23 protein-coding genes and 1 pseudogene are annotated in these 19,970 nt (G+C 71.5%); 17 read left to right on the top strand and 7 right to left on the bottom strand.

Annotation, left to right across the window (positions count from 1 at the left end):
- Positions 1–105: 105 nt before the first annotated feature.
- The 3 genes and pseudogenes from hisH to F9C12_RS12820 form a co-directional block, all read left to right on the top strand.
- A complete protein-coding gene (hisH, locus tag F9C12_RS12830; RefSeq protein WP_409187070.1) occupies positions 106–729 on the top strand; it encodes an imidazole glycerol phosphate synthase subunit HisH in 624 nt (207 codons plus the stop codon).
- Positions 730–930: 201 nt separating this feature from the next.
- Entirely contained in the window at positions 931–1,662 is a 732-nt protein-coding gene (priA, locus tag F9C12_RS12825) for a bifunctional 1-(5-phosphoribosyl)-5-((5-phosphoribosylamino)methylideneamino)imidazole-4-carboxamide isomerase/phosphoribosylanthranilate isomerase PriA (protein WP_009074946.1), read from the top strand.
- Between the two features lie 165 nt (positions 1,663–1,827).
- Positions 1,828–1,929, top strand: a pseudogene (locus tag F9C12_RS12820) (DUF1330 domain-containing protein); the annotation flags it as partial.
- 1 nt (position 1,930) lies between these two features.
- On the opposite strand, the gene F9C12_RS12815 reads toward F9C12_RS12820, so the two are convergent.
- The 4 genes from F9C12_RS12815 to F9C12_RS12800 are packed head-to-tail and all read right to left on the bottom strand — an operon-like array spanning position 1,931 to position 4,262.
- A complete protein-coding gene (locus F9C12_RS12815; protein WP_409466012.1) occupies positions 1,931–2,314 on the bottom strand; it encodes a PPOX class F420-dependent oxidoreductase in 384 nt (127 codons plus the stop codon).
- A 19-nt stretch (positions 2,315–2,333) separates the two neighbouring features.
- A complete protein-coding gene (locus F9C12_RS12810; RefSeq protein WP_409466011.1) occupies positions 2,334–2,765 on the bottom strand; it encodes a hypothetical protein in 432 nt (143 codons plus the stop codon).
- 16 nt (positions 2,766–2,781) lie between these two features.
- Entirely contained in the window at positions 2,782–3,750 is a 969-nt protein-coding gene (locus F9C12_RS12805; RefSeq protein WP_409466010.1) for a hypothetical protein, read from the bottom strand.
- On the bottom strand, positions 3,747–4,262 hold the full coding sequence (locus F9C12_RS12800; protein ID WP_409467001.1) for a SigE family RNA polymerase sigma factor: 516 nt from the start codon (positions 4,260–4,262) through the stop codon (positions 3,747–3,749). The genes F9C12_RS12805 and F9C12_RS12800 overlap by 4 nt, the downstream gene beginning before the upstream one ends.
- A 97-nt stretch (positions 4,263–4,359) precedes the next feature.
- Between F9C12_RS12800 and hisF the strand changes: the two genes are divergently transcribed.
- The 3 genes from hisF to F9C12_RS12785 are packed head-to-tail and all read left to right on the top strand — an operon-like array spanning position 4,360 to position 5,848.
- Complete coding sequence (gene hisF / locus F9C12_RS12795) at positions 4,360–5,133, top strand: imidazole glycerol phosphate synthase subunit HisF (protein WP_037369977.1); 774 nt, start codon at positions 4,360–4,362, stop codon at positions 5,131–5,133.
- The gene (gene hisI, locus F9C12_RS12790; RefSeq protein ID WP_409182208.1) at positions 5,130–5,489 is read left to right on the top strand and encodes a phosphoribosyl-AMP cyclohydrolase; all 360 of its coding nucleotides are present in this window, start codon (positions 5,130–5,132) and stop codon (positions 5,487–5,489) included. The genes hisF and hisI overlap by 4 nt, the downstream gene beginning before the upstream one ends.
- On the top strand, positions 5,486–5,848 hold the full coding sequence (locus F9C12_RS12785; RefSeq protein WP_409466009.1) for a DUF1304 domain-containing protein: 363 nt from the start codon (positions 5,486–5,488) through the stop codon (positions 5,846–5,848). The genes hisI and F9C12_RS12785 overlap by 4 nt, the downstream gene beginning before the upstream one ends.
- A gap of 83 nt (positions 5,849–5,931) precedes the next feature.
- On the opposite strand, the gene F9C12_RS12780 is transcribed toward F9C12_RS12785, so the two are convergent.
- Positions 5,932–6,537 carry a TetR family transcriptional regulator gene (locus tag F9C12_RS12780; protein ID WP_409182207.1) on the bottom strand — a complete coding sequence of 202 codons (606 nt, stop codon included), beginning with the start codon at positions 6,535–6,537 and terminating at the stop codon, positions 5,932–5,934.
- Positions 6,538–6,633: 96 nt separating this feature from the next.
- Between F9C12_RS12780 and F9C12_RS12775 the strand changes: the two genes are divergently transcribed.
- The 7 genes from F9C12_RS12775 (at position 6,634) to F9C12_RS12745 (ending at position 13,181) form a co-directional block, all read left to right on the top strand.
- Positions 6,634–8,196 carry an anthranilate synthase component I gene (locus F9C12_RS12775; protein ID WP_409182206.1) on the top strand — a complete coding sequence of 521 codons (1,563 nt, stop codon included), beginning with the start codon at positions 6,634–6,636 and terminating at the stop codon, positions 8,194–8,196.
- A 172-nt stretch (positions 8,197–8,368) separates the two neighbouring features.
- Positions 8,369–8,839, top strand: coding sequence for a Trp biosynthesis-associated membrane protein (locus tag F9C12_RS12770; RefSeq protein ID WP_409467000.1), 471 nt, complete (start codon positions 8,369–8,371; stop codon positions 8,837–8,839).
- A 120-nt stretch (positions 8,840–8,959) separates the two neighbouring features.
- Positions 8,960–9,769, top strand: a complete 810-nt coding sequence (gene trpC / locus F9C12_RS12765) for an indole-3-glycerol phosphate synthase TrpC (protein ID WP_409182205.1) — start codon at positions 8,960–8,962, stop codon at positions 9,767–9,769.
- Positions 9,766–10,983 carry a tryptophan synthase subunit beta gene (trpB, locus tag F9C12_RS12760; protein ID WP_409466008.1) on the top strand — a complete coding sequence of 406 codons (1,218 nt, stop codon included), beginning with the start codon at positions 9,766–9,768 and terminating at the stop codon, positions 10,981–10,983. Before trpC ends, trpB begins: the two co-directional genes overlap by 4 nt.
- Complete coding sequence (trpA, locus tag F9C12_RS12755; RefSeq protein WP_409466007.1) at positions 10,980–11,771, top strand: tryptophan synthase subunit alpha; 792 nt, start codon at positions 10,980–10,982, stop codon at positions 11,769–11,771. Before trpB ends, trpA begins: the two co-directional genes overlap by 4 nt.
- A 135-nt stretch (positions 11,772–11,906) precedes the next feature.
- On the top strand, positions 11,907–12,473 hold the full coding sequence (locus F9C12_RS12750) for a Uma2 family endonuclease (RefSeq protein WP_409466006.1): 567 nt from the start codon (positions 11,907–11,909) through the stop codon (positions 12,471–12,473).
- A 48-nt stretch (positions 12,474–12,521) separates the two neighbouring features.
- Positions 12,522–13,181 carry a peptidoglycan recognition family protein gene (locus F9C12_RS12745; protein ID WP_409182201.1) on the top strand — a complete coding sequence of 220 codons (660 nt, stop codon included), beginning with the start codon at positions 12,522–12,524 and terminating at the stop codon, positions 13,179–13,181.
- Positions 13,182–13,187: 6 nt separating this feature from the next.
- Here the strand turns inward: F9C12_RS12745 and F9C12_RS12740 are convergent, their stop codons facing one another.
- Positions 13,188–14,495, bottom strand: a complete 1,308-nt coding sequence (locus tag F9C12_RS12740; RefSeq protein WP_409466999.1) for a glutamine synthetase — start codon at positions 14,493–14,495, stop codon at positions 13,188–13,190.
- A 760-nt stretch (positions 14,496–15,255) separates the two neighbouring features.
- Here F9C12_RS12740 and F9C12_RS12735 point away from each other — a divergent pair.
- From F9C12_RS12735 to lgt, 4 genes are all read left to right on the top strand, one after another.
- Positions 15,256–15,411, top strand: coding sequence for a hypothetical protein (locus F9C12_RS12735; RefSeq protein ID WP_409466005.1), 156 nt, complete (start codon positions 15,256–15,258; stop codon positions 15,409–15,411).
- A 30-nt stretch (positions 15,412–15,441) separates the two neighbouring features.
- Positions 15,442–16,578 (top strand): amidohydrolase family protein, encoded by a 1,137-nt coding sequence (locus F9C12_RS12730; RefSeq protein ID WP_409466004.1) that lies wholly within the window; start codon positions 15,442–15,444, stop codon positions 16,576–16,578.
- Positions 16,575–17,747 (top strand): M20 family metallopeptidase, encoded by a 1,173-nt coding sequence (locus F9C12_RS12725; RefSeq protein WP_409466003.1) that lies wholly within the window; start codon positions 16,575–16,577, stop codon positions 17,745–17,747. Before F9C12_RS12730 ends, F9C12_RS12725 begins: the two co-directional genes overlap by 4 nt.
- Positions 17,748–17,842: 95 nt before the next feature.
- Entirely contained in the window at positions 17,843–18,844 is a 1,002-nt protein-coding gene (lgt, locus tag F9C12_RS12720) for a prolipoprotein diacylglyceryl transferase (RefSeq protein WP_409466002.1), read from the top strand.
- 323 nt (positions 18,845–19,167) lie between these two features.
- On the opposite strand, the gene F9C12_RS12715 is transcribed toward lgt, so the two are convergent.
- Positions 19,168–19,968: a hypothetical protein gene (locus tag F9C12_RS12715; RefSeq protein ID WP_409466001.1), complete on the bottom strand. Its 801-nt coding sequence runs from the start codon at positions 19,966–19,968 to the stop codon at positions 19,168–19,170.
- Positions 19,969–19,970: the final 2 nt, after the last annotated feature.

The raw sequence follows: 19,970 nt of genomic DNA, 5'->3' as shown, positions 1-19,970 counted from the left end.
GCCGGCGGCGCCCACACATAGCCGGGTGGATACCCGTTCGGGGCGGGAATCAAACGGGGTCGGAACGGATTTCTCCGGGGGGCTACGCTCGGAGGCGTGTCTCGTGTGGTGATCCTCGATTACGGTTCCGGAAACCTCCGCTCCGCCGAGCGCGCCGTCGCGCGCGCGGGCGCCGAGGTGGAGGTCACCGCCGATCCGCGGGCCGCGCTCGAGGCCGACGGTCTCGTGGTGCCCGGCGTCGGCGCGTTCTCGGCGTGCATGAGCGGGCTGCTGGGCGTGCACGGGCACCGGATCATCGGCAAGCGGCTGGCCGGCGGCCGTCCGGTGCTGGGCATCTGCGTCGGCATGCAGATCCTGTTCTCGCGCGGCGTCGAGCACGGCGAGGAGACCGAGGGCACCGGCGAATGGCCGGGCACGGTCGAGCGGCTGCACGCCGACGTGCTGCCGCACATGGGCTGGAACACCGTCCGCGCGCCCGCCGATTCGCAGCTGTTCGCCGGGATCGACCCGGAGGAACGGTTCTACTTCGTGCACTCCTACGCGGCGCGGAAGTGGGAGCTGGACTCCGGCCTGTCCGGCCAGCAGCCCAAGGTGACCTGGGCGAACCACGGAGAGGATTTCGTCGCCGCGGTCGAGAACGGGCCGCTGTGGGCGACCCAGTTCCACCCGGAGAAGTCCGGGGACGCCGGGGCTCGGCTGCTGCGGAACTGGCTGGGCACGCTGGCGTAGCCGGGTTTCTTGCCGGGCAGGTGGCTGCTGCGGGACTTGCTGGGCACGCTGGCGTAGCCGGAGTTCCGCCCGGACCGGCGGCTGTGCCGCTGCTCACTTCGCCGGCGCCGCCGGACGTCCGCCCCGCCCAGCTCGCCGCGGCATCCGGCCGCGCGGACATCCCCCGGAAGGCGCGCCGGCCCCGCCGCTTAGGCTGTGCGCGTGACTTTCACGCTCCTTCCCGCAGTTGATGTTGCCGACGGCCAGGCGGTCCGACTCGTCCAGGGCGAGGCGGGCACCGAGACCTCCTACGGCAGTCCGCTCGAGGCGGCGCTGCAGTGGCAGCGCGACGGCGCCGAGTGGATCCATCTCGTGGACCTCGACGCGGCGTTCGGCAAGGGCAGCAACCGCGAGCTGCTGGCCGACGTCGTCAAGCGGCTCGACGTGCAGGTGGAGCTGTCCGGCGGCATCCGCGACGACGCGTCGCTCGAGGCGGCGCTGGCCACCGGCGCGCGCCGGGTCAACCTCGGCACCGCGGCGCTCGAGGACCCGGACTGGACGGCGAAGGTCGTCTCCGAGTACGGCGACCGGGTCGCGATCGGGCTCGACGTGCGGATCACCGAGGCCGGGCACCGGCTGTCCGCGCGCGGCTGGACGTCCGACGGCGGCGACCTGTGGGAGGTCCTGGAGCGGCTCGACCGCGACGGGGCCAGCCGGTACGTCGTCACCGACGTGAGCAAGGACGGCACCCTGCGCGGCCCGAACCTCGACCTGCTGCGCGAGGTCACCGCCCGCACCGACGCCCCGGTGATCGCCTCCGGCGGAGTGTCCAGTGTGGACGACCTGCGCGCGCTGGCCGCGCTGGCGTCGGACGGCGTCGAGGGCTCGATCGTGGGGAAGGCGCTGTACGCGGGCGCGTTCACCCTGCCGGAGGCTCTCGCCGCGGTCCGCTGACGGCGGGAATCGTTGCCGCGCAACGAAACTTCGGGACCCCGGCCAGCGTTTCCCGCGGGCGGACGATTACCCGCGAAGTAATCGACTCCATGCACCGGCGCGGACAGGATGAGTTGGCAGGCAACGAAATCCATCCCGAGGAGCGCCGACATGACCGCCTACGCGCTGCGCACCGACCACTTGGTGAGCGACGTGATCCTGGCCGACGGCTGCGGTCCGGACCACGATTCGGCCGCGATGGCCGCTCGTCTCCGCGCGGCAGCGTGACTTATCCGGCGAGTTTGACCGCGATCCCGATCGTCCGTTCCGGCCCGCCGCGGAGGCGGCTGAAGAACATCGTCACCCGGCCGACGAGGCCGTAGTCCCGGGCGATGACGCCGCGGATGCGTTCGGTGCCGGCGGCGTCGAGCAGCCGGGCGGTTCCGTGCACTTCGGCGCCGTGCACGCGGCGGCCGCGGACGTCGCACGCTTGCAGGCGAACTTCGCTGTTGTTGCGGATCCGCTTGACCTTGCCCGCGTTGCGTTCCGAGAACAGGACGAGTTCGTCGCCGTCGCGGGAGGCCCATACCGGGGTCGGGACCGGGCGGCCGTCGCGGCGGAAAGTGGTCAGCACGACGTACTTCTCGGCGCCGAGACGCTCCAGTTCGGACATAGCCCTACGGTAGACGGCGTCACGATCCTTGGCAGCGGTCGGCGGGCGGAGAGCCGGGCGTCGTCGGCACGGCGACCGACGTGCCGTGGTCAGCCACCTTTTCCAGCACCGCGTGGGTCGCCGCCACATAGCCCCAGGTGAACAGGACCACCACGGCCGCGCACAAGCCGAGGGCCGCCTTTCGCGCCCGGATCCGCCCGAGCAGCACCGAAATCGCGGCTCCGGCGAGAAGGAACAGCACCAGGGAACTGACCTGCCACAGCGTCACGCCCAACCCGGACCACGGCACGAGAGAGCGCAACCGGCAGGTCAGCTGCTCGCCCGCGGTGAGCTGCGCGAGATAGTTGGCTCCGACGCACCAAGCCACCAGCACGGCGATGACCGCGGCGCCGACGCCGACCGTGTACGCCGCTCGCGCGAGAGTGCTCCGAGACTCCCCCAGTTCGGACATGGGCTCACGGTAGCGGTCAGCGGGTGCCGAGCCATCCGTATTCCGGTGCCGAATCCAGCACGATCCCGTCCGCCACCGCGACGAGCTGCTCGCGCGGCAACCGGCCGGAAACGGTCAGCCAGCGTCCGGACGACAGCCGCACGGCGACCAGCGCGTCGGCCGGTCCGGCGGCGGGCACGTAAGCCCCGGGGAGACCGCGCACCCGCACCGGCCCGGCCGCGCCGAGCGCGGGGGAGCTGCCACCGAGCTGCACGCGCACCTTGCCGCTCGGGCCGCTCGCGTCGAGCACGGTCGTCGCGTCGTCGGCACTGCTGCCGCGCACCGTCGTGGCCTCTTCGTGAAGACCGGCGGGCAGCGGCCCGAACCGCGCCTCGCCGCGGATCCGGACCGGCTCGACGGTCACGGACTCGGCGACCTGCTCGGCCGTCGCGCGCGCGTCCGGGACGCCTTCGACCTTGGCGGTCAGCACGTAGCGGTGGTCCGGCATCCAGGTCAGCGTGGCGATCGTGTCGGTCGGGCCGGTCACCATGCCGACCCGGCCGTGCACCACGACCTGGTCCCGCACCGCCGAAATGCGCAGCGCGGTCTGGGCCCATTCCGGATCGGCCGTGGAATGCGCCGCGAGTTCCACCCGGCTCGCGCCGGACTGCCATTGCCGCACCTGCGCGGTGGTCCCGGGCCCGCCGGAGCGGTACTGCTCGGTGAAGCCGTCCGGCAGCCAGCCCGGCGTGTACGCGAGCACCGGCCGTCCGGCGGCCGGCGAGAGCTGCGCGGGTGCTTCGGTGACCGTGTCGACCACCAGCGGCACCCCGGCGGCGACCGCGATCACCGCGGCGGCCGCGGCGACGAGCGCGAGGCGAGGACGGCGTCGGCGCTGGCGGGCCCGCGCGAGCGCGTTGAGCACCTGGTGGCCGTCCGGCGCCCGCTCGGCGAGCCGTTCGAGGCTGTCGCGCAGCAGCGTCTCGGTCTCGTTCGAGGGGGTCATTCTCCTGCTCCGGTGGTGAGGGCGGGCGGCAACGACGGCAGGCCGGCGCGCAGCGTCGCCAGCGCGCGCGAGATCTGGCTGCGCACGGTCGAGACGCCGCAGCGGAGGAAATCGGCGATTTCGGCGTCGGTGTAGTTCTCGTAGTAGCGCAGGACGACCGCGGCGCGCTGTTTCCGCGGCAGGGTGGCCAGCAGGGCGAGCATTTCGTCGCGTTCGTCGTAGGCGGTGCTGGGATCGGCGGTCGGCGGGCCGAGCGCGTCGAGCACCGTGTGGTTCGACGGCACCACGCGGCGGGCGGCGCGGCGGCGCCACGAGAGGTACTCGTTGGTGATCATCCGGCGGACGTAGGTGGGCGGCGAATCGATCTTCGACCAGCGTTCCTGCGCGCGCAGGAGCACGTCCTGCACGATGTCCTGCGCCAGGTGCGGGTCGTTGGCGAGGACAGTCGCGTAGCGCAGCAGCCCGTCGAGGCGCTCCGCCACGAACTCGTCGAAACCGGTGGTCACGATCATCAGACGCGCGAGCACCCGGTTTTGATGCTTCGGATCCGGAATGAGTGACGAAGCCGTGGCGGCGGGCTTGACCGGGCGGCCGACTAGGCTGGACGGCATGGCTGTGGCGGTTCGGGTGATTCCCTGTCTCGACGTCGACGCGGGCCGGGTCGTGAAGGGCGTCAACTTCGCCGACCTGCGCGACGCGGGCGACCCGGTGGAGCTCGCGCGGCGGTACGACGCCGAAGGCGCCGACGAGCTGACCTTCCTCGACGTCACCGCGTCCTCCGGGGACCGCGAAACCACCTTCGACGTGGTCCGCCGCACCGCCGAGCAGGTCTTCATCCCGCTGACCGTCGGCGGCGGCGTGCGCTCGACCGACGACGTCAACCGGCTGCTGCGCACGGGCGCGGACAAGGTGAGCATCAACACGGCCGCGATCGCGCGCCCGGAGCTGCTGCGCGAGGCGTCGCGCCGGTTCGGGGCGCAGTGCGTCGTGCTGTCCGTCGACGCGCGGCGGGTGCCGGAAGGCAGCGAACCGACCGCGTCCGGCTTCGAGGTGACCACGCACGGCGGCCGGCGCGGCACCGGCATCGACGCGGTGGAGTGGGCCGCGCGCGGCGAGGAACTCGGCGTCGGCGAGGTGCTGCTCAACTCGATGGACGCGGACGGCACCAAAACCGGCTTCGACCTCGAGCTGATCGGCCTGGTCCGCAAGGCGGTCCGGGTCCCGGTGATCGCCAGCGGCGGCGCGGGCGCGACCGAGCACTTCCTGCCCGCCGTGGAAGCCGGCGCGGACGCGGTGCTCGCGGCGAGCGTATTCCACTTCGGACAGTTGACGATCGGCGACGTGAAGGGCGCGCTGCGCACCGGAGGGGTGGTCGTGCGATGAGCCTCGCGCCGGAAATCTCCGCTCGGCTGAAGCGCAACGCGGACGGCCTGATCGCCGCGGTCGTGGTGGACCACGCGACGTCCGACGTGCTGATGATGGCCTGGATGAACGACGACGCGCTGGAATCCACGCTGACCACCCGCCGCGGCACGTACTGGTCGCGCAGCAGGCAGGAACTGTGGGTGAAGGGCGAGACCTCGGGGCACGTCCAGCACGTCCGCGAAGTCCGCATCGACTGCGACGGCGACACCGTGCTGCTGCGGGTGGACCAGACCGGCCCGGCGTGCCACACCGGAACGCACACGTGCTTCGACACCGGCGACCGCCTGCTGCTCGCGGACGAGAGCGCCGCGTGACCGTCGTCGCGAACGTGCTGATCGGGCTGGTCGCCCTGATCCACCTGTACATCGTGGTGCTGGAGATGGCCCTGTGGACCACGCCGAGGGCGCGCGCGGCGTTCGGCACCACCGAGGAATTCGCCCGCGAGAGCAAGACGCTGGCGGCGAACCAGGGGCTGTACAACGGATTCCTGGCCGCCGCGCTGATCTGGGGCCTCATCGCCGCGGACCCGGCGGGCTTCCAGCTGAAGCTGTACGGCCTGGCGTGCGTGATCGTGGCCGGTCTGTACGGGGCCGTGACGTCTTCGAAGCGGATCCTGCTCGTGCAGGTGCTGCCCGGCGGGCTCGCGCTGCTCTTCCTGCTGCTGTCGCGCTGAGCCTCACGAGGGCGGTTGAGGCTGGCGGGGAGGTTGTGAGTGGCAATCCCGGTTCTAACCGTGATCAGCACTCACGAGGGCTGCTAGTCGATGTCCCCGGTGAGATAACGCTGCAAAGTCGGCGCCACCGCCGCGATCAGGGTGTCCGCCTCCGCCTCCACCATCGGCGGGAACCGGGCCACGTACCGGACCAGTCCCATCCCCACCAGCTGCGAAGCGCACAACGCCACCCGCAGTTCGCGCCGGTCGCCGCCCAGGTCGCTCAGCAGGCTGGTGAAGAACTGCAGGAAGAACTCGCGCAGCACGGTGCTCGCCGCTTCGTGTCCGGCGATGCTGCGGATCAGCGCCTGGAACGTGTCGCCGCCCGCGCCGTCCCAGCGGGTCAGGAAGGTGCGCGCGATCCGGACGCCCAGTTCGTCGACCGGGCCGTCGCGCAGGACCGTGACCAGTTCCGCCGGTTCGAACGGCAGCTTCAGCACCGCTTGCGCGAACAGGCCCTCCTTGCCGCCGAACCAGTGGTTGACCATGGCCGCGTCGACGCCGGCGCGCGCGGCGATCGAGCGGACCGTCGCGCGTTCGTAGCCGTTCTCGGCGAACACCGCGCGGGCGGCTTCGAGCAGCACCGCGCGGGTGTCCTGACCAGCGGGGCGGCGGCCGCGGCGGCGCGAGGTAGTGTCTTCGGTGCTCACCGGACCATCTTGACCGGTGGCCGCCTCGAATTCAACAGTCATTGAATTGAGAGCCCGCTGACCGGCTGACCCGGCCGTAGCGGCACAATGAGGCGCATGGTCAGCTCAGCAGCCACGTCCCCGGCCGGGCCCGGCCCGGTCAGCCCGTCCCGCGCCGAGTTCCGCGCGCTGGCCGAGAGCCGCCGCGTGATCCCGGTGGTGCGCCGGGTGCTCGCCGACGGCGAGACCCCGCTGGGGATCTACCGGAAGCTCGCCGCCGACCGGCCCGGCACGTTCCTCTTCGAATCGGCCGAGAACGGGAAGTCGTGGTCGCGCTGGTCGTTCGTCGGCGTGCGCAGCCCGGCCGCGCTGACCGTGCGCGACGGCAAGGCGGTCTGGACCGGCACCCCGCCGGACAACCTGCCGGCCGAGGGCGACCCGCTGCAGGTGCTGCGCGCGACCGTCGAGGCGCTGCACACCGAACCGCTGCCCGGCCTGCCCCCGCTGACCGGCGGGATGGTCGGCTACCTCGGCTACGATTCCGTGCGCTGGCTGGAAAAGCTGCCCGAGCTGGCCGAACGGGACCTCGACATCCCCGAGCTGACCATGCTGCTCGCCACCGATCTCGCCGCGTTCGACCACCACGAGGGCACCGTCACGCTGATCGCCAACGCGGTCAACTGGGACGACTCCGCCGAACGCGTGGACGCCGCCTACGACGACGCGCTGGCCCGGCTGTCGGCGATGACCGAGCAGCTGCGGGTGCCCGCGCCGCCGACGGTCGCGACGTTCGACCGGCCCGCGCCGGAGTTCCGCCGCCACCGCAGCAAGGAGGACTTCCACGCGGCCGTCGACAAGGCGGTCGAGGCGATCAAGGCCGGCGAAGCGTTCCAGGTCGTGCCGTCGCAACGGTTCGAGATCGAGACCGGGGCCGACGCGCTCGACGTGTACCGCGTGCTCCGCACCTCCAATCCGAGCCCGTACATGTACCTGCTGCGGCTGGAGGGCTTCGACATCGTCGGCTCCAGCCCGGAATCGCTGGTGACCGTCCGCGACGGCCGCGCCACCACGCATCCCATCGCGGGCACCCGCTGGCGCGGCGCGGACCCGGAGGAGGACGCGCAGCTGGCCAAGGACCTGCTCGCGGACGAGAAGGAGCGCGCCGAGCACCTGATGCTCGTCGACCTCGGCCGCAACGACCTCGGCAAGGTCTGCAAACCGGGCACCGTGCACGTGGTCGACTTCTTCCAGATCGAGCGCTACAGCCACGTCATGCACATCGTGTCCACGGTGACCGGCGAGCTGAAAGACGACGCCACTGCGTTCGACGCGGTCGCGGCCTGCTTCCCGGCGGGCACCCTTTCCGGCGCGCCGAAGGTCCGGGCGATGCAGCTGATCGAGGAGCTGGAACCGGTGCGCCGCGCGCTGTACGGCGGCGTGGTCGGCTACCTGGACTTCGCCGGCGACGCGGACACGGCGATCGCCATCCGCACCGCGCTGATGCGCGACGGGACCGCGTACGTGCAGGCGGGCGGCGGCGTGGTCGCGGACTCGGTCCCGGACTACGAGGACACCGAATCGCTCAACAAGGCCCGCACCGTGCTGTCCGCGATCGCCGCGGCGGGCACGATGATCCCGGCGGGGGAGCTGGACCCGGCTGAGGACGCGGCCGGTGTCTGAGCGGTCCGGGGAGGCGGAACCGGCGCGAAGCGCGGAAGCCGCCGGGAAGTCGCCGGACGCGGAGGAATCCGCTGCCGCGGCACCGGCGGACAACGGGAAAGCGCGCCGTCCACTGTGGACGATCATCCTCGCGCTCCTGCTCGGCGCGCTGGCGCTGTGGGGCGCGTCCCGGATGGTGTGGTTCGCCGAATTCCGCGACGAGGGCGTGCGCGGCACCGTCCTGCACACCGTACTCGGCGAACAGCGCGCCACCGCGCTCGTGCCGCTCGCGATCCTCGCGCTGGCGGGCGTCGCCGGGGCTGTCGCGACCGGCGGCTGGCTGCGCCGGGTGCTCGGGATCGTGCTGGTGCTCGCCGGTGCGGCGGGCGTCTGGACGGGCGTCGACGGGATCAAGTTCGGCGGGTTCGCGCCCGGGCTGCCCGGCACGGAAATCGTGCTCGGCCACCTGCTCGCGGTGCTGGGCGGAATTCTCGTCGCGCTCGGCGGGTTGGCAGCGATCAAGTGGGCGGGCGCCGCGCGCAAGCTCGGGGCCCGTTACGCCGCGCCGGGGGCCAGGGCCGCGCGCAAGGATCCGGACACCGAGCTGTGGGAGGCGCTGTCGGAGGGGGACGACCCGACCGACGGCGGGGATCCGCGGCGCTGAGCAACCCGGAACCGGCCGGTCATCGAGCGGGGGTTAGCATCGTTTCGGCGGGAAGGGGAAGGTTTTTGTGAGCGAGCTTGCGAGTGGACCCAGGAGTGCGGCAGCGAGTAGGGGCGTCCGATGAGCGTGCTCGAAGACATCGTCGCCGGCGTGCGCGAGGACCTCGCGCAGCGGGAATCCGCGCTGCCGTTCGACGAACTGAAGGCCAGGGCGGCCAAGGCCGCGCCGCCGCGTGACGTGATGGCGGCCCTGCGCGAATCCGGCATCGGCGTGATCGCCGAGGTGAAGCGGCGCAGCCCGTCCAAGGGCGAGCTGGCCGCGATCCCCGACCCGGCCGCGCTGGCCCGCGACTACGAGGACGCCGGCGCGCGCGTGATCAGCGTGCTCACCGAGCAGCGCCGCTTCGGCGGCTCGCTCGCCGACCTCGACGCGGTGCGCGCCGCGGTCGACATTCCCGTGCTGCGCAAGGACTTCATCGTCAGCCCGTACCAGGTGCACGAGGCCCGGCTGCACGGCGCGGACATGGTCCTGCTGATCGTCGCCGCGCTGGAGCAGAACGCGCTCGCCGCGCTGCTCGACCGCGTCGAATCGCTCGGCATGACCGCGCTCGTGGAGATCCACAACGCCGAGGAGGCCGACCGCGCGCTCGAAGCGGGCGCGAAGGTCATCGGCGTCAACGCGCGCAACCTGCACACCCTCGAAGTGGACCGCGACGTGTTCTCCCGCCTCGCGCCCGGCCTGCCGATGGACGTGTTCAAGGTCGCCGAGTCCGGCGTCCGCGGCCCCGGCGACCTGATGTCCTACGCCGGGCACGGCGCGGACGCGGTGCTGGTCGGCGAGGGCCTGGTGGCCTCCGGCGACCCGAAGGGCGCGGTCGTCAAGCTCGTCACCGCCGGTTCGCACCCCGCCTGCCCGAGGCCGTCGCGGTGACCGAGCGCGGCAAGCACGATCCGGACGAACGCGGCTACTACGGCCCGTACGGCGGCCGGTTCATGCCGGAGGCGCTGATCGGCGTGGTCGACGAGGTCGCGGCGGAGTACGAGAAGGCCCGCCACGACCCTGAATTCACCGCCGAGCTGAACCGGCTGCTCACCGAGTACGCGGGCCGTCCGTCGCTGCTGACCGAGGCCAAGCGGTTCGGCGAGCACGCCGGCGGCGCGCGGGTGTTCCTCAAGCGCGAGGACCTCAACCACACCGGTTCGCACAAGATCAACAACGTGCTGGGCCAGGCGCTGCTCACGGTGCGGATGGGCAAGAAGCGCGTCATCGCGGAGACCGGCGCGGGCCAGCACGGCGTCGCGACGGCCACCGCGTGCGCACTGCTCGGCCTCGACTGCGTCGTGTACATGGGCGAGGTCGACACCGAACGGCAGTCGCTGAACGTCGCGCGGATGAAGCTGCTCGGCGCCGAGGTCGTGCCGGTGAAAACCGGGTCGCGCACGCTCAAGGACGCGATCAACGAGGCGCTGCGCGACTGGGTCACCAACGCCGACACCACGCACTACCTCTTCGGCACCGCCGCCGGCCCGTCGCCGTTCCCGATGATGGTGCGCAATTTCCACCACGTCATCGGCGAGGAGGCGCGGACGCAGATCCTGGAGAAGGCCGGCCGGCTGCCGGACGTCGTCGCGGCGTGCGTCGGCGGCGGGTCCAACGCGATCGGCATCTTCTCCGGTTTCTACGACGACCCGTCGGTGCGGCTGGTCGGCCTCGAGCCGGGCGGCGAGGGCATCGAGGGCAACCGGCACGGCGCGACGCTCACCAAGGGCAGCCCGGGCAACCTGCACGGCGCGATGTCGTACCTGCTGCAGGACGAAGACGGCCAGACGGTCGAATCGCATTCGATCTCGGCGGGCCTCGACTACCCGGGCGTCGGCCCGGAGCACGCGTGGCTCAAGGACTCCGGCCGCGCCGAGTACCGCCCGGTCACCGACGCGGCGGCGATGGACGCGTTCCGGCTGCTGTCGCGCACCGAGGGCATCATCCCGGCGATCGAATCGGCGCACGCGCTCGCCGGGGCCCTGGAACTGGGCCGCGAGCTGGGCCCGGAGGGGCTGATCGTGGTCAACCTGTCCGGCCGGGGCGACAAGGACATGGACACCGCGGCCCGCTGGTTCGGGCTCGTGGACGGGGAGGGCAAGTGAGCGGCCTCGACGAGCTGTTCGCGGCGACGCGGGCGGAACACCGGGCCGCGCTGGTCGGCTACCTGCCCGCCGGCTTCCCGTCCGTGGACGGTTCGAAAGACCTGCTGGCCGCGACCCTCGACGGCGGAGCGGACCTGGTCGAGGTCGGCGTCCCGTACTCCGACCCGGTCATGGACGGCCCCACCATCCAGGCGGCCGCCGAAGCGGCGCTGGCCAGCGGATTCCGGCTGAAGCAGCTGTTCGAGGTCGTGGAATCGGTCTCCGCGCGCGGCGGCCGCGCTGTGGTGATGACGTACTGGAACCCGGTGCACCGCTACGGGGTGGACGCGTTCGCCCGCGACCTGGCCGCGGCCGGGGGCCTGGGCTTGATCACGCCGGACCTGATCCCGGACGAGGCCGACGAGTGGATCGCCGCGTCCGAGACGCACGGACTGGACCGGATCTTCCTGGTCGCGCCGTCGTCGTCGGAGGAACGCCTGGCGAAGACCACGGCGGCGTCGTCGGGCTTCGTGTACGCGACCGCGGTGATGGGCGTGACGGGCGCCCGCGACGCGGTGGGCGTGCACGCGGAGGACCTGGTGCGGCGGACCCGCGAGCACACGGAGCTGCCGATCGGCGTGGGCCTCGGAGTGCGGTCGCGCGAGCAGGCCGCGCAGGTGGCCGGGTTCGCGGACGCGGTGATCGTCGGATCGGCACTGGTCACCGCTGCGGCGAACGGTCCGGACGGCGTGGCGAAGCTGGCTGCGGAGCTGGCGAAGGGCGTGCGCGAGGCGGTCGCTCCGGCCTGATCCCGGGTCGAAGGCCGGAAACTGTCAATGGTCGTTCGTACTCTCTCGGTATGCAGAAGAACCGAGGAGGAGAACGGAGATCATGGCAGACTGGACCCGGCACGAAAGACCGAGCGCAGGCGGAGGTGACCCGTGTTGGCCACACCGACGGGACTTGAGTTCCGAGTCACCGCTCCGCCCGGCGGCTGGACGGTGGAAAGCGTTCTCGAGCTGTCCGACGAGGAACGGGCGCGCAACGTCGTCGAACTGGTCGACGGGGTGTTGCACGTGAGCCCGCTGGCGAGGCTCGAGCACCAGAGGCTGGTCGGCCGGTTGTGGGGTCAGTTGAGTCCCGGAGCCGCACCCCGCTGTGAAGTGCTTCCCGGAGCCAATCTCGTGCTGGGCAACCGGAACGACCGGCTGCTCATCCCCGATCTTGTCGTCAGTACGGCACCCGGCCTCGAAGGGGTCAGCCTCACCGAGAAGCAAGTGCTGCTCGTCGCGGAGATCGAATCGCCCTCGACCAGGGTGCAGGACCGGATTCTCAAGAAGGCCCTCTACGCCGAAGCCCTCATCCCGTACTACCTGCTCGTCGACCCGGAGCAGGAAGCCGCCACCGTCTACGCGCTCTCCGACGGCGAGTACCTGCCGCACGCCAAAAGCGAGGGCGGCGTGCTCACGCTGGCCGAACCGTTCCCCGCGGAGCTGGATCTGCGCGGGTGAGCGGCCAGTTGTACGCATCGTGTACGCCGTCCGCGCACAGTGCGGCGCATGGCTTTCGACATCGGACAGGTTCCCCGGAGGACGTTCCTGCGCGGGGCGGCCGGCGTGAGCGCTGCCGCGGCGGCGGGGCTCGTGCTGCCCGGCTTCGCGGACGCCGCGGACGCACCGCGCGTCTACAGCTGTGCGGAATGGGGTGCGCGGCCGCCCGCTGATCCGCTCACCACGCTCGACCATCCCGCCGATCGCGTGCTCATCCACCACATCGACTGCCCCAACAGCACCGACTATTCGCTCGAGCACGCGTTCCAGGTCGCGCGCGACGACCAGGCCGACCACATCGACAACAACGGCTGGTCCGACACCGGCCAGCACTTCACGGTCTCGCGCGGCGGCTACCGCCTCGAAGGACGGCACGGCAGCCTGGACGCGTTGCGCAGCGGGAAAAAGATCGTCCGCGCGGCGCATTGCCCCGGCCAGAACGACAACGCGATCGGCATCGAGAACGAGGGCACCTACATGCAGGTCGCCCCGCCGAAGGCGCAGTTCGATTCGCTGGTGGTGTTCGTGGCGTACGTGTGCCGCCAGTACGGCATCCCGGTGAAGGAGATCAAGGGACACCGCGACTTCTACAACACGGACTGCCCGGGCGACAAGCTGTACGCGATGCTGCCCGAGCTGCAGTCGAGGGTGGCGGCGTTGCTTCGTTGACCGGGTTCAGTGCAGGAAACGCATGGCCTGGCACAGTTCCGCGGGTTCCAGCGATCCCAGCTCGGCCACCTCGGCGCGGCGCACGTCCGCCAACGTGGTGGCCAGCTGGGGTCCGAACGCGGCCCGCAGCACGTCGTCAGCCTCGAAAGCGTCGACCGCCTCCGCCAACGATTCCGGCAACCTCGCGACGCCAGCCGCCGCGGCGTCCGCGGGGGAGAGCGATCCCGGGTCCACGCCGACCGGTTCCGGCAGGCGCGCCTCCGCGTCGATGCCCGCCTGTCCGGCGAACAGCAGTCCGGCTACCACCAGATACGGGTTCGCGGTGAGGTCGAAGCACTTCACCTCCAGATTCGCCGCGGTGTCCCGCTGCCCGGCCGCGCCGCGGACCAACCGCAGCGGCGCTTCCCGGTTTTCCAGCCCCCACGCGGTGAACACGCCTGCCCAATGGTGCGGTTCCAAGCGCAGATAGCTGACCGCCGACGGCGCGCCGACCGCCAGCAACGCGGGCAGCCGCCGGAAAATCCCCGCACCGAAGGATTCCGCGGCCGAAGTCAGCCCGAACGGCCCAGTGCCGCCCGAGCACAGGTTCCGCCGGTCGTCCCAGAGGCTCAGGTGCACGTGCCCGCCGTTGCCGACGCCGCCGGGCTCGAACTTCGGCGTGAACGACGCGCGCAGTCCGTGCTCGGCGGTCACCGTGCGGACCGTTTCCCTTGTCAGCACTGCCAAATCGGCTGCCCGCACCGGATCCGTGGCGGCGATCGACAGCTCGAACTGGCCCGCCGCGTACTCCGGATGGATCTGTTCCACCTCCACCCCGCGACGATCCAAAGTGGACACAAGCGCGCGGAGGTACTCGTGGTTCGCGCTCAGCCGCGAGTATCCGTAGGCCGGGCCGGGCAGCGGGACCCCGTCCGCGTCGGTCGCGATCCACTCCAGTTCGAACGCCATCCGCGCGGTCAGCCCGCGCTCGGCGAGTCGGGCCACCGCGGTCGCGGCGAGCGCGCGGCTGTCCTGCGGGTGCGGCTGTCCGTCCTGGTCGTAGCGCCACGCCGGGGCCCACGCCCAGCCGGGTTGCCCGGCGAGAACGGCGAGCGCGTCGAGGTCGGGGTGCAGCCGCAGGTCGCCGACGGGGCCGAGGGAGTGCTCGCCGCTCGCGATGCTGTCGGTACCGAGGAAGAAATCGAACGAGTTGGACGCGCCGACGCCCCACGCGGCCGCCTTCGCCAGCCTCGCCACCGGCACCGCTTTGACCCGCGAAATCCCGGAGTTGTCCACGAAACTCAGCGCGACCAGCTCGACGCCCGCCTGCTCCATCCGGCTGGCGGCGGCAGCGCCGAGTTCCGCGAGCTGGTCGCGGTCGAGTCCCGAAGGGATGGATGGCAAGGCGCGCTCCTTCACTGGACGAGGTTTAGCCGGTCGGCGCTGGTTGTTCCCGGCGCCTCGGATGTTCACTGGGTACTCCGCGGGGAACGGAGCGCTTCCGTGTCCGGAAACCGTCCCGAATTACGGCGCACCTTGTCAGTCTGGCAGGCCGTCGCGCTCATGGCACCCAGCATGGCCGCGAACATCAATCCACAGCAAACCGCCGCGGACCAGCACGCCGAATCGGTCTACGCGCTCGTCGGCGCGACCCTCGGCCCGCGCGCGGGCGTCGTGGCCGGTATCGGCCTTCTCGGCACGTACACCTTCTACGCCGTGGTCACCAGTTCCGCCGCAGGCGTTCTCGGCACGGCGTTTCTGACGCAGGTCGGAATCTGGCCGCATCCGCCGTCGTGGGGACCGTTCGCGCTCACCGCGGTCGCGCTGTTCGGCAGCGTCCGGCTGCTCGCCGGCGACGCCCCAGCGGCCACTTCACGCTGCAGGTTTTCGCGCCGGATACCGGAGTCTCCGGCCTCTTCCTCGGCGCGGTGTTCGGTTTCCTGTCGTTCGCCGGTTTCGAGGCCGCCGCGACGCTGGGCGAGAGATCCGAGACCCGCGCCGCAACATCCCGCGCGCGATTCTCGGCCGCGACGCCTTCGACGGACGCGGCATCGGCCGGATCTTCGCCCAGGGCACACCCGCCGTCGCCGTCACGATGGTCGCCCTCGCGGCCGCGCTGATCATCCTGCTGTGCGCGGTGTTCTTCGACGCGACCGCAGAAGACACCTTCGCCTGGGCAGGATCGATCGGCACCTTGATCCTGTTGGTGAGATACCTGCTCACCACGCTCGGCGCCCGGATTCGCCCGTAGGGTGGGGGAGAGGCTTGCTGAGGGAGACAGATGACCGGACTGCTGGATTTCGTCGCGGACCTGCCGTTGGTCGACCACCATTGCCACGGCGTGCGCACAGGTGGCCTCGACCGCGATGGGTTCGAGCGGATGCTTACCGAGGCGGACACCGTGTCGCCGCTCGGGACGTCGTTGTTCGATTCGCTGATCGGCCTCGCCGTGCGCGAGCGCTGCGCGCCGGTCCTCGATCTGCCGAAGCACGCTCCGGCCGACGACTATCTCGCGCGCCGTAAAGAACTCGGCGCACAAGAGGTCAACCGGCGATTCCTGCGCGGCACCGGCAGCACGGATTACTTGCTGGACGGCGGTTTCCTCCCCGAAGCCCTCACCGCCACGCAAGACTTCGCCGAGCTGGCCGACGCCCGCGCGCACGACATCGTCCGGCTGGAACAGGTCGCCGAGGACGTCATTCGCGGCACCACCGCCGCACGGTTCGCTCAGGACTTCGCCGCGGAGCTTGACCGCCGCACCTCGAATGCGGTGGGCGTGAAGTCGATCGCGGCTTACCGGGTCGGGCTGGAATTGTCCGGGGAACGTCCGGCTCCCGCCGAGGTCGAAGCCGCGGCCGGGCGGTGGCTGGCGCGGGTCGAGGCGGGCGAACCGGTCCGGCTGGCTGACGAGGTACTGCATCGCCACCTGATCTGGGCGGGGATCGACCGGCGGCTGCCGGTGCAGTTCCACGTCGGCTACGGGGACTCCGACGTCGACCTCCATCGCTGCGATCCCTTGCGGCTCACCGGTTTCCTGCGCGCGACCCGCGAAACCGGCGTCCCGGTCCTGCTGCTGCACAACTACCCGTTCCACCGCAACGCCGCCTACCTCGCGCAGGTCTTCGAGCACGTCTTCGTCGACGTCGGCCTCATCACGCACAACGCGGGCTTCCGCGCGCCCGCGATCCTGGCCGAGACGCTGGAGCTGGCGCCGTTCGGAAAGCTGCTGTTCTCGACCGACGCGTTCGGCCTGGCCGAGCTGTACCACCTGGGCACCGCGCTGTTCCGGCAAGGGCTGTCGGACTTCCTGCGCGCCGCGCTCGCCGCCGACGCACTGTCCGAAGTGGACGCGGTCCGGCTGGCTCGCTTGGCCGGACACGAAAACGCGGCCCGGATCTACCGGCTGGAGCGGAAATGAACGACCTCGTCGAGGCCTGGCGCGCCGCGCTGGCCGAGGAACTGCCCGCGGCGGTCGAACTGCGCCATCGGATTCACGCCGACCCGCGCGCGTCCGGCGACGAGGACGACACCGCCCGGCTCGTGGCCGCGGCGCTCGGCGAGGGCGAACGGGTCGCGAAAACCGGACGGCTGATCGAAATCTCCGCACCGCACCCAGGCCCGGCGGTAGCTCTGCGCGCCGAGCTGGACGCACTCCCGGTAATAGAGCGCACCGGGGCCGGATGGGCGGCGAAGACCGGTCTGATGCACGCCTGCGGCCACGACGTCCACCTCGCCGCGCTGACCGCGGTCTGCCGAGCCGCGCGCCGGGTGGAAGTCCCGCGTCCGCTGTATGCGATCTTGCAGCCGCGCGAGGAAACGTCGCCGTCCGGAGCGCTGGACCTGGTCGAATCGGGCATTCTGGAAGAGCGCGGCATCGACACCGTGATCGGCGCGCACGTCCAGCCGCGGCTTCCGTACGGCGTCGTCTCGGCCGCGCCCGGGCCGGTGAACGCGTCGACCGACGAGTTCGAGGTCGTCCTGCACGGCCAGGGCGGGCACGCCGGGTATCCGCACCTCCTGCACGACCCGGTGCTGGCGCTCAGCCACCTCGTGGTGAGTCTCCAGCAGATCGCGAGCCGCCGGATCGACCCGATGCACGGCGCGGTCTGCACGATCGGCCGGGTGAGCGCGGGCACGGCGGCGAACATCGTGCCGAACACGGCGTCCGCGTTCGGTTCGCTGCGGCTGATGCGCGCGAGCGACCGCGAACGCGCCCTGGAGGCCCTCGACGAGATCGTGCACGCCACCGCCCGCGCCTACGGCTGCACCGCCGACCTGCGGATCAGCCCGTGCGAACCCGTCCTGGTCAACGATCCGGCGCTGGCCGCCGCCGCGCGGACCTGGCTGGAACGCGGAGGCGCGGACGTCGACGTCGATTTCCGGTCCTTCGGCGCGGACGATTTCGCGCATTACTGCGGCGACGGCGTCCGCGGCCTGATGCTTTTCGTCGGCCTCGGCGAGACCGCGGGCGCGCCCAGCCTGCACGGCGAAACGTTCCTGCCCGAGGACTCCGCGGTCGGCCAGGTCGCGGACGCGCTGCTCGCCGGGTACCTCGCCGCGGCCTCCGACCAGGAGTATCCGGGCTGACCGGCGGCGGCCGTGACCGGTCCGTGACCGGGTCTTGACCCAGGGTTCCGCGGCACCGGGACCACGACCGGGGCCCGACGCGCTACGGTGGCCGCGTGTACTCCGCAGCATTCCTGGCCACGATCCCGAGCCCCGACCAAGGCGTCTGGCACCTGGGCCCGATCCCGATCCGGGCGTACGCGCTCTGCATCATCGCCGGCATCATCGTCGCGATCTGGTGGGGCGAGCGGCGCTGGGAAGCGCGGGGCGGCACCAAGGGCACCGTCCTCGACGTCGCGGTGTTCGCGGTGCCGTTCGGCCTGGTCGGCGGCCGGCTCTACCACGTCATCACCGATCCCGAGCTGTACTTCACCGAGGGCAAGAACCCCTGGAACGCCTTCGCCATCTGGGACGGCGGACTCGGCATCTGGGGCGCGGTCGCGCTCGGCGCGGTCGGCGCGCTGATCGCCTGCCGCCGCCGCGGGATCCCGCTGCCCGCGATGGCCGACGCGATCGCGCCCGGCATCATCGTCGCGCAGGCGATCGGCCGCCTCGGCAACTACTTCAACCAGGAGCTGTACGGCGCGCACACCGACCTGCCGTGGGGCCTGGAGATCTACCAGCGCTTCAACCCGGAGACCGGGGCCCCGGACGCTCTCGGCGGCATCGCGACCGGGCACATCCCGCTGCCGGAAAGCCCGGTGCACCCGACCTTCCTGTACGAGCTGGTCTGGAACCTGCTCGTCGCGCTGCTCGTGGTGTGGGCGGACCGCAAGTTCAAGCTTGGCCACGGCCGCGCGTTCGCGCTCTACGTCGCGGGCTACACCGTCGGCCGCTGCTGGATCGAGCTGATGCGCACCGACACCGCCAACCACATCCTCGGCCTGCGGGTCAACGTGTGGACCTCGATCCTGCTGTTCCTCGGCGCGATGGCGTACTTCATCGTCGCGGCCAACCGCGGTCCGCGCGAGGCCCCGGAAACGTTGCGCAGCAAGGGAGACGAGCGGGACGCCGTCGAGTCCACTTCGGACGAAACGGCGGAGAAGCCGGAGCCCGGCGAGAACACGGTGGACGCCGGGTCTTCCTCGGGGGAGAACGGCAACCCCGAGAAATCCTGAGCAACGCTCGGCACATGAGGCCTCGCCCGGGTTGGGCGGGGCCTCATTTCTGTGCGGGCGGCGGAAAGTCCGTGAAGGGAACCCGGAGAGGGTGTTGCGGAACCTGGGTGGTTAGTCGTTGATGTCTACGCCCGCCGGATCCCGGTCAGGATCCGGCGGGCTACGGGGCGGTCCTGCACCGCCGCGGACGCACCCGCTAGACGCACACCCGGCCCGATGATCATCACACCACGTCGGCTACCGCAGTCGACCCACCGAGGCGATCACCGGGTTCCGCAACACCCTCTGCGGGACAGATTTCCCTTCACGGACTTCCGCGGGCTTCAGCCGAGGAAGGAACCGCCGAAGTAGTCGTCGTCATCGCCGGGGTCCGGTCGCCGGGTACGGCGACCGGACGAGGGCGGCGGCTGCGGTGCGGACCGCTTCGGCCGGTCGCCCCGGTCGGCGAGGGGATCGGCGAAATCGTCCTCCGGCTCGGGTTCCGGGGCGCGATGCCGCGGCGGCGCGGGAGGAGCGGGCGGTTCCTCGCGCGGCGGAGCGGGCGGGGGAGGCGGCGTCCGGTCGGCGAGCGGATTGTCGTTCGAGTACTCGTCGGGCTCCGGAGCGGGCGGCGGCGGGGGCAGCGGCCGGGAGCTGCTCGCCAGCGGGTCCGCGGCGGAGAAGCCGGCGGGCTTGTCCGGCGAGTCCGGATAGGTCGCCCGTCCGGTGTCCGCCAACGGGTTCCCGGCCCCGCCGGTGCGGGCCTCGAGGATTTCCTCGGGGCTCTGGCCCTCCTCCAGTTCCTGGAGGATCTCCTTGGCCTCGCTGAGTTTCTCGTCGGCGAGCGCGCGGACCTCGGGGTCGGCGAAGGCCCGGCCCGCGGCGACGTCCTCCCAGGAGAATTCGCCCGCGTCGACCTTCCGCTTGATCAGCCGCAGCTGCGCGGGGGCGTCCGGACGCGAGGCGGCCCGCTTGATCGCCTCGACCCGCTCCGGAGTGTCGGTTTTGGGCAGCGGGCGGAGCTTGATCTTCTCCAGGTCCTTCAGCAGCTGCTGGGACTTGCGGACCGTCCGGTCGAGCGCGGCCTCGGCCTCCCGCAGCTCCGGCGTCTTCCACGAATCGTCCGCGGTGACGGGATGGGACATCT

The sequence above is a fragment of the Amycolatopsis sp. GA6-003 genome (genome assembly GCF_046267895.1).
In the GTDB taxonomy this organism is placed as follows: Bacteria; Actinomycetota; Actinomycetes; order Mycobacteriales; family Pseudonocardiaceae; genus Amycolatopsis.
This window is presented reverse-complemented; position numbering and strand designations above follow the sequence as displayed.

Excerpts from the sequence above, each read along its gene's own strand:
- F9C12_RS12815 (WP_409466012.1), bottom strand. The coding sequence starts at position 2,314 with ATGTCCGAACTGGAGCGTCTCGGCGCCGAGAAGTACGTCGTGCTGACC.
- F9C12_RS12810 (WP_409466011.1), bottom strand. The coding sequence starts at position 2,765 with ATGTCCGAACTGGGGGAGTCTCGGAGCACTCTCGCGCGAGCGGCGTAC.
- F9C12_RS12805 (WP_409466010.1), bottom strand. The coding sequence starts at position 3,750 with ATGACCCCCTCGAACGAGACCGAGACGCTGCTGCGCGACAGCCTCGAA.
- F9C12_RS12800 (WP_409467001.1), bottom strand. The coding sequence starts at position 4,262 with ATGATCGTGACCACCGGTTTCGACGAGTTCGTGGCGGAGCGCCTCGAC.
- hisF (WP_037369977.1), top strand. The coding sequence starts at position 4,360 with ATGGCTGTGGCGGTTCGGGTGATTCCCTGTCTCGACGTCGACGCGGGC.
- hisI (WP_409182208.1), top strand. The coding sequence starts at position 5,130 with ATGAGCCTCGCGCCGGAAATCTCCGCTCGGCTGAAGCGCAACGCGGAC.
- F9C12_RS12775 (WP_409182206.1), top strand. The coding sequence starts at position 6,634 with ATGGTCAGCTCAGCAGCCACGTCCCCGGCCGGGCCCGGCCCGGTCAGC.
- F9C12_RS12770 (WP_409467000.1), top strand. The coding sequence starts at position 8,369 with ATGGTGTGGTTCGCCGAATTCCGCGACGAGGGCGTGCGCGGCACCGTC.
- trpC (WP_409182205.1), top strand. The coding sequence starts at position 8,960 with ATGAGCGTGCTCGAAGACATCGTCGCCGGCGTGCGCGAGGACCTCGCG.
- F9C12_RS12745 (WP_409182201.1), top strand. The coding sequence starts at position 12,522 with ATGGCTTTCGACATCGGACAGGTTCCCCGGAGGACGTTCCTGCGCGGG.
- F9C12_RS12740 (WP_409466999.1), bottom strand. The coding sequence starts at position 14,495 with ATGGAGCAGGCGGGCGTCGAGCTGGTCGCGCTGAGTTTCGTGGACAAC.
- F9C12_RS12735 (WP_409466005.1), top strand. The coding sequence starts at position 15,256 with ATGGTCGCCCTCGCGGCCGCGCTGATCATCCTGCTGTGCGCGGTGTTC.
- F9C12_RS12730 (WP_409466004.1), top strand. The coding sequence starts at position 15,442 with ATGACCGGACTGCTGGATTTCGTCGCGGACCTGCCGTTGGTCGACCAC.
- F9C12_RS12725 (WP_409466003.1), top strand. The coding sequence starts at position 16,575 with ATGAACGACCTCGTCGAGGCCTGGCGCGCCGCGCTGGCCGAGGAACTG.
- F9C12_RS12715 (WP_409466001.1), bottom strand. The coding sequence starts at position 19,968 with ATGTCCCATCCCGTCACCGCGGACGATTCGTGGAAGACGCCGGAGCTG.